This is a genomic window from Streptomyces sp. NBC_01352 (assembly GCF_036237295.1).
Lineage (GTDB): Bacteria > Actinomycetota > Actinomycetes > Streptomycetales > Streptomycetaceae > Streptomyces > Streptomyces plumbiresistens.
This window is the reverse complement of record NZ_CP108354.1, coordinates 2,205,290-2,218,194: the sequence shown is the minus strand read 5'-3', so window position 1 is coordinate 2,218,194 and position 12,905 is coordinate 2,205,290. Positions and strand designations below refer to the sequence as shown.

15 protein-coding genes are annotated in these 12,905 nt (G+C 72.1%); 8 read left to right on the top strand and 7 right to left on the bottom strand.

The features are described 5' to 3' along the window. Nucleotides 1–11: 11 nt before the first annotated feature. Nucleotides 12–251 carry a hypothetical protein gene (locus tag OG252_RS10560; protein WP_266450251.1) on the bottom strand — a complete coding sequence of 80 codons (240 nt, stop codon included), beginning with the start codon at nt 249–251 and terminating at the stop codon, nt 12–14. Nucleotides 252–452: 201 nt separating this feature from the next. Here OG252_RS10560 and OG252_RS10555 point away from each other — a divergent pair, with 201 nt between their 5' ends. Next, on the top strand, nt 453–1,517 hold the full coding sequence (locus tag OG252_RS10555; protein WP_329335467.1) for an alpha/beta fold hydrolase: 1,065 nt from the start codon (nt 453–455) through the stop codon (nt 1,515–1,517). A gap of 14 nt (nt 1,518–1,531) precedes the next feature. Here OG252_RS10555 and OG252_RS10550 read toward each other — a convergent pair whose 3' ends face one another. After that, nucleotides 1,532–2,062 (bottom strand): toxin-antitoxin system, toxin component, encoded by a 531-nt coding sequence (locus tag OG252_RS10550; protein WP_266450254.1) that lies wholly within the window; start codon nt 2,060–2,062, stop codon nt 1,532–1,534. Nucleotides 2,063–2,094: 32 nt separating this feature from the next. Continuing rightward, a complete protein-coding gene (locus OG252_RS10545; RefSeq protein WP_266450256.1) occupies nt 2,095–2,751 on the bottom strand; it encodes a helix-turn-helix domain-containing protein in 657 nt (218 codons plus the stop codon). Nucleotides 2,752–2,975: 224 nt separating this feature from the next. On the opposite strand from OG252_RS10545, the gene OG252_RS10540 reads away from it, so the two are divergent. From OG252_RS10540 to OG252_RS10510, 7 genes are all read left to right on the top strand, one after another. After that, complete coding sequence (locus tag OG252_RS10540; protein ID WP_266450258.1) at nt 2,976–3,647, top strand: MmyB family transcriptional regulator; 672 nt, start codon at nt 2,976–2,978, stop codon at nt 3,645–3,647. A gap of 140 nt (nt 3,648–3,787) precedes the next feature. Then, nucleotides 3,788–4,939 (top strand): NAD(P)/FAD-dependent oxidoreductase, encoded by a 1,152-nt coding sequence (locus OG252_RS10535; protein WP_329335463.1) that lies wholly within the window; start codon nt 3,788–3,790, stop codon nt 4,937–4,939. Beyond that, nucleotides 4,936–5,238, top strand: coding sequence for a (2Fe-2S)-binding protein (locus OG252_RS10530; protein ID WP_329335461.1), 303 nt, complete (start codon nt 4,936–4,938; stop codon nt 5,236–5,238). Before OG252_RS10535 ends, OG252_RS10530 begins: the two co-directional genes overlap by 4 nt. Beyond that, nucleotides 5,231–6,655 carry an FAD-dependent oxidoreductase gene (locus OG252_RS10525; RefSeq protein ID WP_329335459.1) on the top strand — a complete coding sequence of 475 codons (1,425 nt, stop codon included), beginning with the start codon at nt 5,231–5,233 and terminating at the stop codon, nt 6,653–6,655. The genes OG252_RS10530 and OG252_RS10525 overlap by 8 nt, the downstream gene beginning before the upstream one ends. Before the next feature lie 31 nt (nt 6,656–6,686). Next, on the top strand, nt 6,687–7,583 hold the full coding sequence (locus tag OG252_RS10520; protein ID WP_329335457.1) for a dihydrodipicolinate synthase family protein: 897 nt from the start codon (nt 6,687–6,689) through the stop codon (nt 7,581–7,583). 38 nt (nt 7,584–7,621) lie between these two features. After that, nucleotides 7,622–8,623 (top strand): proline racemase family protein, encoded by a 1,002-nt coding sequence (locus OG252_RS10515; RefSeq protein ID WP_329335455.1) that lies wholly within the window; start codon nt 7,622–7,624, stop codon nt 8,621–8,623. 75 nt (nt 8,624–8,698) lie between these two features. Beyond that, nucleotides 8,699–9,394, top strand: a complete 696-nt coding sequence (locus OG252_RS10510) for a GntR family transcriptional regulator (RefSeq protein ID WP_329335453.1) — start codon at nt 8,699–8,701, stop codon at nt 9,392–9,394. A 41-nt stretch (nt 9,395–9,435) separates the two neighbouring features. On the opposite strand, the gene OG252_RS10505 is transcribed toward OG252_RS10510, so the two are convergent. From OG252_RS10505 to OG252_RS10490, 4 genes are read right to left on the bottom strand one after another with little or no spacing between them, the layout of a single operon-like run. Continuing rightward, entirely contained in the window at nt 9,436–10,248 is an 813-nt protein-coding gene (locus tag OG252_RS10505) for an ABC transporter ATP-binding protein (protein WP_266450271.1), read from the bottom strand. Nucleotides 10,249–10,268: 20 nt separating this feature from the next. After that, the gene (locus OG252_RS10500) at nt 10,269–11,048 is read right to left on the bottom strand and encodes an ABC transporter permease (protein ID WP_329335450.1); all 780 of its coding nucleotides are present in this window, start codon (nt 11,046–11,048) and stop codon (nt 10,269–10,271) included. After that, nucleotides 11,045–11,818, bottom strand: coding sequence for an ABC transporter permease (locus tag OG252_RS10495; protein WP_266450275.1), 774 nt, complete (start codon nt 11,816–11,818; stop codon nt 11,045–11,047). The genes OG252_RS10500 and OG252_RS10495 overlap by 4 nt, the downstream gene beginning before the upstream one ends. Continuing rightward, entirely contained in the window at nt 11,815–12,783 is a 969-nt protein-coding gene (locus OG252_RS10490) for an ABC transporter substrate-binding protein (RefSeq protein WP_266450278.1), read from the bottom strand. Before OG252_RS10490 ends, OG252_RS10495 begins: the two co-directional genes overlap by 4 nt. Nucleotides 12,784–12,905: the final 122 nt, after the last annotated feature.

Genomic DNA, 12,905 nt, shown 5'->3' with positions numbered 1-12,905 from the left:
TGACCCCTTCACTACGCGTCCGGCGGGCACCAGGTGTGCAGCAGCCGGAAGAACGCCTCCTCGTTGCCCGCCAGTCCCGCGCGGGCCAGGGCCTGCTCCGCCTCGGCGAGCACGGCGGGCGGGACCACGGGTGGTCGGCCGGCCTCCGGCGAGCCGGACGACACGTCGAAAGCCGCGCGCACGGTGTGCAGCAGCCGCAGATAGGCCTGTACGGCGGTGCGCTCGCGGTCGGTCAGTACGGCGGTGGGCATCGGTCGGCTCCCCCGGGTCGGCGTCGTCGGTCGTGCGCCTCCACATCGGCGGCGCCCCTCCAGCTTGCCGTCCGCCACTGACAATCGGGCCGCGGTGCGCGTCGGTTCGCCCGCTTAGCGGAGGCGAAACCTCACCGAAATCCCCCGGGGGAATGCGCCCCTACGCTGGAGGGAAGGGCTCTCGGCCGCCAGGCCGCGGCCATGGGAACGGGAGGCGAGCGCGTGGTCGACGCCCCGCGACATCGCCCCGCGCGCACCGTACGGCTGCGCTCGGTGAGCGACACAGAACTCGAGTTGCAGTACCGCGTCGTGCACGGCTACCGCCGTGCCTTCCGCATGGCCGGCCAAGGGCCGGTACTGGTGCTCATCCACGGCATAGGGGACTCCTCCGCGACCTGGGCCGAACTGATCCCGGACCTCGCCCGCACCCACACCGTGATCGCCCCCGACCTCCTCGGCCACGGCGACTCCGACAAGCCGCGCGCCGACTACTCGGTGGCCGCGTACGCCAACGGAGTGCGCGACCTGCTCACCACCCTCGGCATCGAGTCCGCGACCCTCCTCGGACACTCGCTCGGCGGGGGCGTGGCGATGCAGTTCGCCTACCAGTTCCCCGAGCGCACCGAACGGCTCGTCCTGGTCAGCGCGGGAGGCGTCGGCCGCGAGGTGAACCCCGTCCTGCGGCTGGTGTCCCTGCCCGGCGCCCACCTCATGCTCTCCGGCCTGCGCCTGCCCGGCATGCGCCTCCAAGTGGGCCTCGCGGTGCGCCTGATGAAGCTCCTCGACACCGACCTCGGCCAGGACGCGCCCGAGTTGCTCACCCTCGTCGACGCGCTGCCCGACGAGACCTCCCGCAACGCCTTCATCCGCACCCTGCGCGCGGTCGTCGACTGGCGCGGACAGGTCGTGACCATGCTCGACCGCTGCTACCTGACCGAGGGCATGCCGACGATGCTGCTGTGGGGCGACCGGGACAGCGTGGTGCCCGTACGGCACGCCTACGGGGCGCACGAGGCGATGCCGGGCAGCCGCCTGGAGATCTTCGAGCAGGCCGGCCACTTCCCGTTCCACACCGACCCGGCCCGCTTCGTCGCCCTCGTAGAGGAGTTCACCGCCGGCACCGAACCGGCCCACTGGAGCCGCGAACACTGGCGCGACCTGCTCTGCTCGGGCCGCCCCGGCAGCTCGGCGGGTCGCCCGGACTCGGCCCGCAACCGCGCGGTGGAGCGCGATCTGCGCGAGGCGAGCGAACGCAGCGCCACGTGAGCGGTCCCGGGGCGTCAGCCCTGCGGTCCCAGATACCCCAGCGACGCCTCGATGCGGCCCGCCAGGTGATCGCGCTGCACCGGGCCCCGCAGCGACGAACCGGCGAGCCAGGTGCGGCACTTGCTGGCGAGGAGGAGGCCGAAGCGTTCGGCTTCCTTCTCGTCGGTCCGGTCGAAGCGGCTGCGGGCGGCGACCTTCAGTACCGTCGCCTGCAGGTCCGCGTCGTCGCACAGTAAGCGGGCGGCGACCGCCGCACCCTCGACGTGGTGGCTGCAGTGCCCGGCCTTCATGTGCCACAGCTCGTGGCCGAGGATCACCAACTGGTGGTCGGGCGCGGTGCGTTCCTCGATCACCACGAGGTCCTGGTCGGCCATGTCGAGCCACAGCCCGCTGGCGGTGCCGGGCGGGAAGGCGGACGTACGGAAGTGGACCGGGCGGCCGCGCCGTCTGCTCATCGCGCCGCACAGGGCGCCGTACAGGTCCGCGGGCCGCGCGGGTGCCGGAAGGGTCAGTTCCGCGACCAGCTCGCCGCTCAGGCGGCGCATTTCCTTACCGATGCCCACAGTTCTCCCCGGGATCACGACTCGGGCCGCTTGACGCTTTCCAAGAGCATGTCCAGCCACTCCGCCACCTTGTCGCGGTGCTGGTCGGTGGGCAGCTGTGCGGCCCGCCAGGCGATCCCGCGGACGCCGTGGTCCTGCAACAGCCGCTCCAGCGGATCGTCGGCGACCGCCGCCGCCTCGCGTTCACGGTCGGCGAGTTTCTGCAGGAGCTCCTGCTCGGTCCGCTGCAGGGTGCCCGCCAGCGCCTCGGGGTCCTCGGCCGTGAGAAAGCCGGCGTGCACCCGGAAGAAGCGCTGGATGGCGTCGCAGTGCTCCATGGTGGGACGCCGGTCGCCGTTGATGAGCGCCCCCGCCTGCTGCCGGGACATGCCGGCGCCGTCGGCGATCTCCTGCTGGGTGTACTTGCGGCCGTTCGGCTTGAGCCGGGTGCGGCGCAGCAGGTCCAGGCGCTGCAGGAAACGGGCCTGGACATCGGGCTCGCCCGCGGGCCGGCCGCTCAGCAGGGCCTTGACCACGGGTTCGGTCACGCCGGAGGCGACCGACAGCCGGCCGGTGTCGAAGACCTCCGCGTGCGGCACCCCGAGCCGGTCCGCGAGCGCGGTGACACGGGCGACGACGGCCGGCAGCACCGTCGACGCCACGTCGCCCGGACCCTCGAAGCCTTCCGACACCGACAGATCTCCTACGTTTCTCACTGGCTTCTCACAAGCGGTTGCCGTGAACTTCCCGGAGAGTAGCGGGTTGTTCGAACTTACATCCAGGTCTCGCCACAACTGTGGCCAATTTCAGCCGTCAACAAGCATGGAATGCCACGATAGTTGACACGACTTGCGTCGGGGCACCAGGATCAACAAGGCCGCGAGTGGGCCGCATAGGCAAGAGGGGTGACCTCCCGATGGCATATCAGGCAGGTGGGCAGCGGTCGGTACCGCGGCCCGTCCCCGAGAGTCTTGAGGCCCAGGCGTATCTCCAGGACTACGCCACCCTCCTGGAATCCGTCCCCTTCCCGTCCGTCGTTCTCGACCACCGCTGGGACGTCGTCCTGGCCAACACGGCTTTCGCGTCACTTTTCCGTGGCGTGAGCCCGCACCCGACGGCGATGCCGGGTGAGAACTTCCTGCGGTTCGTGCTCTTCCACCCGGACGCGAGCACCGTCCTCGGCGAGCACGAGTCGCGCTGGTGCCTGCCGATGCTGGCGCACTTCGCCGCCGCCGTGGAGCGGCACGGCCACGACCACGGCCTCCAGTCGATCCGCCGGGACATCGCCCAGGACCCCATCATGGAGGCCGCCTACCGGCAGGGCCTGCCGCACTGGATCCGGGCGGTCGGCGAGCAGGCCGTCGAGCACGACGGCGCGGTCCGCCCGCTGACGCACCCCGACCCGCGCTGGGGCGCCACCGAGTGCCGGGTCGTCGACGAGACGCCCAGGACCTTGGCCGACATGGGCTACACCCGGCTGACGCTGGTCCTGCGCCCCGCCCGCCGCCCGGCGGCGCCGGCGCGCCGGACGGTGCGTCCGCGCCGTACGGCGGGCCACCTCAGCGTGGTGCCCGCCCCCGAGGTCTGACAGGCACCGTCGGCGTTCAGGTCGCCGACGGCGCCTCGTCAACAGCGGTCTTCCGCCCCGTCCTGCTGCGATGTCCTCCGTCGGGTCCTGTGTGGTGCGGCGCCGTTCCCAGAAAGAGAAGCATGTGACATAGTACTGGCGTGAGCGAGCGACTGACCTGCGATGTCGTGGTCGTCGGAGCCGGAATGGTCGGCGCCGCCTGTGCCCTGTACGCGGCCCGGGCCGGGCTGGACGTGACCGTCGTCGACCGCGGCCCGGTGGCCGGCGGTACGACCGGCGGGGGTGAGGGCAACCTGCTGGTGTCCGACAAGGAGCCGGGACCGGAGCTGGACCTCGCGCTGTTGTCCGGGCGTCTGTGGGGCGAACTGGCCGAGGAATTCGGGACGTTCGTCGAGTACGAGGCAAAGGGTGGTGTCGTCGTGGCCACTTCGCCCGGTTCGCTCGCGGCACTGGAGCGTTTCGCCGAGGAACAGCGCGGCGCCGGAGTGGTCGCCGAACCGGTCGGGGCCGACGCGCTGTACGAGCTCGAGCCCCACCTCGCCCCGGGGCTGCCGGGCGCCGTCCACTATCCCCAGGACGCTCAGGTGATGCCCGCCCTGGCAGCCGCCCACCTGCTCCGCGCGTCGGGCGCCCGCCTGCTCACCGGCCGGACCGTGACCGGCGTAGCGCGCACCGCGGCCGGAGCCGTGCGCGGTGTCCGGACCGACCAGGGGGACATCCACGCGCCCGCCGTCATCAACGCGGCGGGCACCTGGGGCTCGGATCTGGCCGCCCTCGCCGGAGCGTTTCTCCCCGTCCTGCCGCGCCGCGGCTTCGTCCTCGTCACCGAACCGCTCCCGCGCATGGTCCGCCACAAGGTGTACGCCGCCGACTACGTGGCCGACGTGGCCAGCGACTCGGCCGCGCTGCAGACCTCGCCGGTCGTCGAGGGCACGGCGGCCGGGCCGGTCCTGATCGGCGCGAGCCGGGAACGGGTCGGCTTCGACCGGACGTTCTCGCTGCCCGTCGTACGCGCCCTGGCGGCGGGCGCGACCCGGCTGTTCCCCTTCCTCTCGGACGTCCGCGCCCTGCGCGCCTACCTCGGCTTCCGGCCCTACCTGCCCGACCACCTGCCCGCCATCGGCCCCGACCCCCGTGTCCCCGGCCTGTACCACGCCTGCGGCCACGAGGGCGCGGGCATCGGCCTCGCCACCGGCACCGGGCACCTGATCGCGCAGGCGCTCACCGCGAAGACCCCCGACCTGGACCTGACGCCGTTCCGGCCCGACCGCTTCACCGAGGAGGCCGCGTGAGCTCCCCCCTGGACCTGGCCGACGCCCGGCCCGGCCCCGCCTTCACGGTCACCCTGGACGGCCGCGAGATCGAGGCGCTCCCCGGCCAGACGGTCGCCGCCGCGCTCTGGGCGGCCGGCGTCACCTCCTGGCGCACCACCCGCGGCGCGGGCCGCCCGCGGGGGATCTTCTGCGGGATCGGCGTCTGCTTCGACTGCCTGGTCACCGTCAACGACCGCCCGAACCAGCGGGCCTGCCTGGTGCCCCTGCACCCGGGCGACGCCATCCGTACGCAGGAGGGGACGGGCCACGATGACTGACCGGGAACGGGAAGCGGCCGTACCGCATCTCGCGGTGATCGGCGCGGGGCCGGCCGGTCTCGCCGCCACCGTCGCCGCGGCGGCGCACGGCGTACGCGTCACGCTCCTCGACTCGGCCGCGCGGGCGGGCGGCCAGTTCTACCGGCAGCCGGCGAGCGAACTGCGCGCCGGCCGTCCGCAGGCCCTGCACCACCAGTGGCGGGCCTGGGAGCGGCTGCGGGACGGCCTGCGCAGCCACGTGGAGGCAGGCGCCGTACGGCACTTGGCGGATCATCATGTCTGGTTCGTCGAGCGGCACGACGACGGATGGACGGTGCACGCCCTGCTCGGCCCCGAACAGGAGGAGCCCGTCGAGGTCCGCGCCGACGCAGTCCTCCTCGCCACCGGCGGCTACGAGAAGGTGCTGCCCTTCCCCGGCTGGACCCTCCCCGGTGTCGTCACCGCCGGCGGCGCCCAGGCCATGCTCAAGGGCACCCTCGCGGTGTCCGGCCGCACCGCCGTCGTCGCCGGAACCGGACCGCTGCTGCTGCCCGTCGCGACCGGCCTCGCCGCGGCCGGGGTGGAGGTGGCCGCGCTCGTCGAGTCCGCCGGCCCCAAGGCGTTCGTACGGCGGAGCCGCGCGCTGGCCGCCCAGCCGGGCAAGGTCGCCGAAGGTGCCCGGTACGCGGCCCGGTTGCTGCGTCACCGCGTGCGGCTCCTTACGGGGCACACCCTCGTCGAGGCGCACGGCAGCGAGCGGCTGGAGACGGTCACCGTCGCCGCGCTCGACGCCCTCGGGCGGGTGCGGCCCGGCACCGCGCGGCGCATCCCCTGCGACACCCTCGCCGTCGGCCACGGCATGCTGCCGCACACCGATCTCGCCGACACACTGGGCTGCCGCCTCGACGGGACGGACGTCCATGTCGACGACGAACAGCGCACGAGCGTCCCCGGCGTCTGGGCGGCGGGCGAGACCACCGGCATCGGCGGCGCCGCCCTCTCCCTCGCCGAGGGGCACATCGCCGGACGCTCCGCCGCGGCCCGTCTGCGCGGCACCGAACCCGACCCGCGCGCGTGGGCGGCGGCCGCAGCGGCCCGTGCCCGGCTGCGGGCCTTCTTCGCCGCGCTGGACAGCGTGTACGCGCCGCCCGCGCACTGGACCGAGCAGGTCACCGACGACACCGTCGTCTGCCGCTGCGAGGAGGTCACCGGCGGCGCGATCCGCGCGGCCGTGACGGAACTCGGCGCCGGGGACCTGCGCACGGTGAAGCTGCTGACGCGCGCCGGGATGGGCTGGTGCCAGGGCCGGGTGTGCGGGCCCGCGGTCGCGGGACTCGCCGGCTGCGAGCCCACGCCGTCCCGGCGGCCGTTCGCGGTCCCCGTGCCGCTGGGGGTGCTGGCCCACGCCGGGGAGTCCGAGGAGGCCCGAGCCCAGTAAAATGTCACACCCTATGAGGATGGGATCCCGCATGACCACCACCGAGCCCCGCCCCTGGCGCGGCGTTCTCGTCGCCACCGCCCTCCCGCTGAACGACGACCTCTCCGTCGATCACGCCAGGTTCGCCGAACACTGCACCTGGCTGGTCGACAACGGCTGCGACGGCGTCGTACCGAACGGCTCGCTCGGCGAGTACCAGGTGCTCACCCCCGAGGAGCGCGCCAAGGTCGTCGAGACGGCCGTCGCCGCCATCGGCGGGGAGCGCGTGATGCCGGGCGTCGCCGCCTACGGCTCGGCCGAGGCCCGCCGCTGGGCCGAGCAGGCCAAGGACGCGGGCTGCGCCTCCGTGATGCTGCTGCCGCCCAACGCCTACCGCGCCGACGAACGCTCCGTCCTCGCCCACTACGCCGAGGTCGCCGGGGCGGGCGTCCCGATCGTGGCGTACAACAACCCCATCGACACCAAGGTCGACCTGGTGCCCGAACTGCTCGCCAGGCTGCACGGCGAGGGGTACATCCACGCCGTCAAGGAGTTCTCCGGCGACGTCCGCCGCGCCTACCAGCTCGCCGAACTGGCCCCGGAACTGGACCTGTTGATCGGTGCCGACGACGTGCTGCTGGAGCTCGCGATCGCGGGCGCCAAGGGCTGGGTGGCGGGTTACCCGAACGCGCTGCCCGCCGCGAGCGTCGCGCTGTACCGCGCGGCCGTCAGCGGCGATATGGGCACGGCCCGGAAGCTGTACGAGCAGCTGCACCCGCTGCTGCGCTGGGACTCCAAGGTCGAGTTCGTGCAGGCCATCAAGCTGTCCATGGACATCGTCGGCCGCCACGGCGGCCCGGTGCGCCCGCCGCGCGTGCCGCTGCTGCCCGAGCAGGAGGCCGCCGTCCGCGCCGCCACCGAGAAGGCGGTCGCGGCCGGACTCGCGTAGACAGGCCCCGTCGGCATCCCACGTCCACCAGGAGCGTCATGCGCAGCAAACTCGTCCTGCACGCCGTCGACTCGCACACCGAGGGCATGCCCACCCGCGTGATCACCGGCGGCATCGGCACGATCCCCGGCGCGACCATGAACGAGCGGCGCCTGTACTTCCGTGAGCACCGCGACGACATCAAGCAGCTCCTGATGAACGAGCCGCGCGGACACTCGGCGATGAGCGGCGCCATCCTCCAGCCGCCCAGCCGCCCCGACTGCGACTGGGGTGTCGTCTACATCGAGGTCTCCGGCTATCTGCCCATGTGCGGGCACGGCACGATCGGGGTCGCGACCGTGCTCGTCGAGACCGGGATGGTCGAGGTCGTCGAGCCGGTCACCACGATCCGGCTCGACACCCCGGCCGGGGTGGTCGTCGCCGAGGTGGCCGTTCAGGACGGCGCCGCGACGGCGGTCACCCTGAACAGCGTCCCGTCCTTCTCCGTCGCCCTCGACCGCAAGATCGCCCTCGCCGACGGGCGCACCGTGACATACGACATGGCATACGGCGGCAACTTCTACGCGATCCTGGCGCTGGAGCAGTTCGGGCTGCCCTTCGACCGCGCCCGCAAGGACGACATCCTCCAGGCCGGCCTGTCCCTCATGGAGGCGATCAACGCCGAGGAGGAACCCGTCCACCCCGAGGACCCGTCCATCCGGGGCTGTCACCACGTCCACCTGGTCGCGCCCGGCGCCACCGCCCGCCACTCACGGCACGCGATGGCGATCCACCCCGGCTGGTTCGACCGCTCGCCCTGCGGGACCGGCACCAGCGCACGCATGGCCCAGCTCCACGCACGGGGCGAACTTCCCCTGAACACCGAGTTCGTGAACGAGTCCTTCATCGGCACGCACTTCACCGGCCGGCTCCTCGGCACCACCGAGGTCGCCGGGATCCCGGCCGTCCTGCCCAGTTTCACCGGCCGCGCCTGGATCACGGGCACCGCCCAGTACCTGCTCGACCCGACCGACCCGTTCCCGGCCGGATTCGTCCTCTAGACGCTTCGGCAGACGCTCCGGACGTCGAGGACAATGACGGCTGTCGCGTGACATTGCACAGCTAGGAGACACCCCATGGCCGCCCAGCGCACCAGCGCCCCGTCCGCCGCCGCTCCCGCCCTGCCCACGCTGGGGGGCAAGAAGAGCAGCTACCGCGAGCGAGTGGCGGACGCGCTGCGGGCCGCGCTGATCGCCGGTGAGCTGCGCCCCGGCGACGTGTACTCGGCGCCCACGCTCGCCGCCCGCTTCGGCGTCTCCGCGACGCCGGTCCGCGAGGCGATGCTGGACCTGGCCAAGGAGGGCCTCGTCGACACCGTCCCCAACAAGGGTTTCCGGGTCACCGCCGTCTCCGAGAAGCAGCTCGACGAGTACACCCACATCCGCGCCCTCGTCGAGATCCCCACGGTGGTGGAGCTGGCGCAGGCCGCCGACCCGGTCTCGCTGGAGGCGCTGCGGCCGGCCGCCCGGGAGATCGTCCAGGCCGCGGTGGCCGGTGACCTGATCGCGTACGTCGAGGCCGACACCCGCTTCCACCTCGGCCTGCTCGCCCTCGCGGGCAACGCGCACCTCGTCGAGGTCGTCGGCGACCTGCGCAAGCGCTCCCGCCTCTACGGCCTGACCGCGCTGCTGGAAGGGGGCCGCCTGCTGGCCTCCGCCGAGGAGCACCTCGAACTCCTCGACGCGCTGCTGGCCCGCGACGGGGACGCGGTACGCGAGGTCATGACCCGGCACATCGGCCACGTCCGCGGCCTGTGGGCGGCCCGCGGCTGAGACGAACGCGGGACGCGACCGTGCTCGCCCCGCCGCCCAGATCAGCGAGACGGAGGCGTATCCGTCTTGACGGCACCCACCCCGCGCTTGGCCGCCTGGATCTGCTCGTACACATGGGTCCGCAACTCGGCGAAGCGCGGGGCCACGCGCGTGTGCAACTGGTCCCGTTCCTCCGGCAGATCGACCTTGAGCTGTTCCCGCACCACGGTGGGGGAGGAGGACAGGACGATCACCCGCTGGCCCAGGTAGACGGCCTCGTCGATGTCGTGGGTGACGAACAGGATCGTGATCCCGCGCTCCCGCCACAGCCCCCGTACGAGGTCCTCCAGGTCGGCGCGGGTCTGCGCGTCGACCGCCGCGAACGGCTCGTCCATCAGCAGGACCTGGGGCTCGTACGCCAGCGCGCGGGCGATGGCGACGCGCTGCTGCATGCCGCCGGACAGCTGCCAGGGGTAGGCGTCGGCGGCGTCCGTGAGCCCGACCGACTCCAGTGCGTCCGCGACCAGCTCCCGGCGCCGTGACTTGCTCAAGTCCTTCTGCTTCAAGGGGAGTTCGACGTTCTGGGCGACCCGCATCCAGGGGAACAGGCTGCGTCCGTACTCCTGGAAGACGAACGCCATCCCGGGCGGCGGGCCGTTCACCTTCCGGCCCTCAAGGAGCACTTCGCCGTCGGTGGGCGTCAGCAGTCCGCCCATGCACTTCAGCAGGGTCGTCTTGCCGCAGCCCGACGGGCCGACGAGGCAGACGAGTTCGCCGGCATCGACGCTGAAGGTGAGGTCGCGCACCGCCTCGACGCGGCGGCCGGAACCTTCGTAGACCTTTTTCAGGCCGGATACGGCGAGAAGCGGGTGCATGGACCGCCCTTTCACGGGACTCACGGGGACCGCCGGGCCGAGGCGCGCAGGCCGTGGTACCAGGCCAGAGCCCGCCGCTCGACCAGCTGGAAGACGACGGAGAGCAGGAACCCGAGCAGACCGAGGACGAGGATCCCGGTCCACATGTCGGGGATCGCGAAACTGCGCTGGAACTGGACGATGGTGAAACCGAGGCCGTTGCTGGCCGCGAACATCTCGCTGATGACCATCAGGATGATGCCGATGGACAGGGCCTGGCGCAGGCCCGCGAAGATCTGCGGGCTCGCGGAGGGCAGCACCAGGCGGGTGAGACGCGCGGGCCCCTTGATCCCGTACGAGCGTGCCGTTTCGGCCATCACGGAGTCGACCGCGCGGACGCCCTCGACCGTGTTGAGCAGGATCGGCCAGACACAGCCGCTCGCGATGACGGTGACCTTCATCGTGTCGTCGATGCCCGCGAAGAGCATGATGACCGGCACGAGCACCGGCGGTGGCACGGCCCGCAGGAACTCCAGGACCGGTTCGCACACCGCGCGCACGCGCCGGTAGGAGCCGATGACCGTGCCGGCCGCCACGCCCACCACGGCCGCGAGGGCGTAACCGCCCGTCAGCCGCAGCACGCTGGGCAGGACGTCGTCCTCGAGACGCTGGGCGGTCCACACGTCGGGGAAGGTCTGCATGATCGTGCGCAGGGGCGGCCAGAACACGTCCGTGCTGTCGTCGGACGCGAGCCACCAGGCCGCGACGAGCAGCGCGGGCAGGGCGAGCACGAAGAACAGCCGCAGCAGGACGCGCCTCATACCGCCACCTCCCCGCGCACCGACTGGTGCCAGGCCAGGGCCCGTCGCTCCACGGTACGCGCGCCCACGTTGATGAGCAGCCCCAGCAGACCGGTGACCACGATCAGCGCGTACATCTCGGGCACCGCCTGAGAGTTCTGCGCGACGGCGATCCGGGCGCCCAACCCCGGTGCTCCGATGACGAGTTCGGCGGTGATGGCGAGGATCAGGGCGACCGCGGCGGCCAGCCGCAGGCCCGTCATGACGTACGGCAGCGCGGTCGGCCACAGGACGTGCCGCACGCGCGCCCAGGTGCCGAGGCCGTACGAGCGGGCCGTCTCCTCGGCGACCGGGTCGACGTCCTGGACGCCGTACAGGGTCTGGATGAGGATCTGCCAGAAGGAGGCGTACACGACCAGCAGGAGCACCGAGCGCAGTTCGGAGCCGTACAGCAGTACCGCAAGTGGGATCAGCGCGACCGAGGGGATGGGGCGCAGGAACTCGATCGTCGAGGCCGTCGCCTCGCGCAGATACGGGACCACGGAGATCACCACCCCGGCGACGACGCCCGCGCAGGCCGCGATCGCCAGGCCCAGCGCCCAGCCGGTGAGGGTGTCGCCGAGCGCCGACCAGAAGGCGCTGTCGGCGAGTTCGTCCGCGAGGGCGTCGGCGATGCGGCTGGTCGGCGGGAAGTACTCCTCCTTGACGAGGCCGAGCCGCGGCACCGCCTCGCCGAGGGCGAGGAAGGCCGCGAGCCCGGCGGCGCCGAGGGCCGCGTTCTCCCCCTTCACGGCAGGAGCGCGTCCACGTCGGGGGTCTTCTTGAACAGACCGTCCTGCTCGCCCAGCTTCGCCAGCGCCTCGATGGAGGCCCGGTTCGGCTCGGCCGGCCATTTCGGGAGAGTCACCTGCGTCAGCACCGATGCCGGGATCTTCGTGTACGTCGTGATGATCTCGCGGGCCTCGTCCGGGTGGGCCTCGGCGTACGCGAGGGACTCGGCGGTGGCGTCCTTGAACTTCTTCACCACGTCGGGGTTCTGCTGCAGGTACTGCGCCGACGTGAAGTACAGCGCGACGGTGGTGTCCTTCGCCACGTCCACGATCGGTGTGGCGATCACGGTGCCGCCCTGGCTCTTGACGGTGGCCTGCGCGGGCTCCACCACACTCGCCGCGTCGATCCGGCCGCCGTCGAGGGCCGCGGGCATCTGGTCGAAGGCCAGCTCGACGAAGTTCACCTTGTCGGGGTCGCCGCCCGCCTTGCGCACCGACTCGCGCACCGCGGTCTCGTTGATGTTCTTCAGAGAGTTGATGGCGACCTTCTTGCCCTCGAGCTCCTTGGGCGACTTGATCGGGCTGCCCTTCTTCACCATGAGGGCGCTGAAGTCCTTGCCCTCCACGCCGGTCGACGCGATGCCGTTGGCCACCGCCTTGACGGGCACGCCCGTCGACTGGGCGACCAGCAGCGAGGTCACGTTGGAGAACCCGAACTGGAACTGTCCGCTGGTGACTCCGGGCACGATCGCCGCACCGCCCTGGGCGATGGAGATCGACAGTTTCAGGCCGTGCTTGCTGTAGAAGCCCTTTTTCTGGCCCAGATAGATCGGTGCGACGTCGACGATGGGGATGAGCCCCAGCTTGACGGTGGTGGTCCCGCCGGATGACGCGCCCGCGTCCGACGAACCGTCGTCGGACGAGCCGCAGGCCGTCCCGGCGAGCAGGAAGGTGCCGGCGGTGAGACCGGCGAACAGACGACGCATGGCTCCTCCTGTGCAGACATCGGTGCAGCGGTGTTCCGACAGGTTGTGCGCAGACCGCACACTAGTGCGCAAGCGTGCTCAGCGGGAAGGTAGAACTCGCAACGGCTCAGGGTCAATTGGGG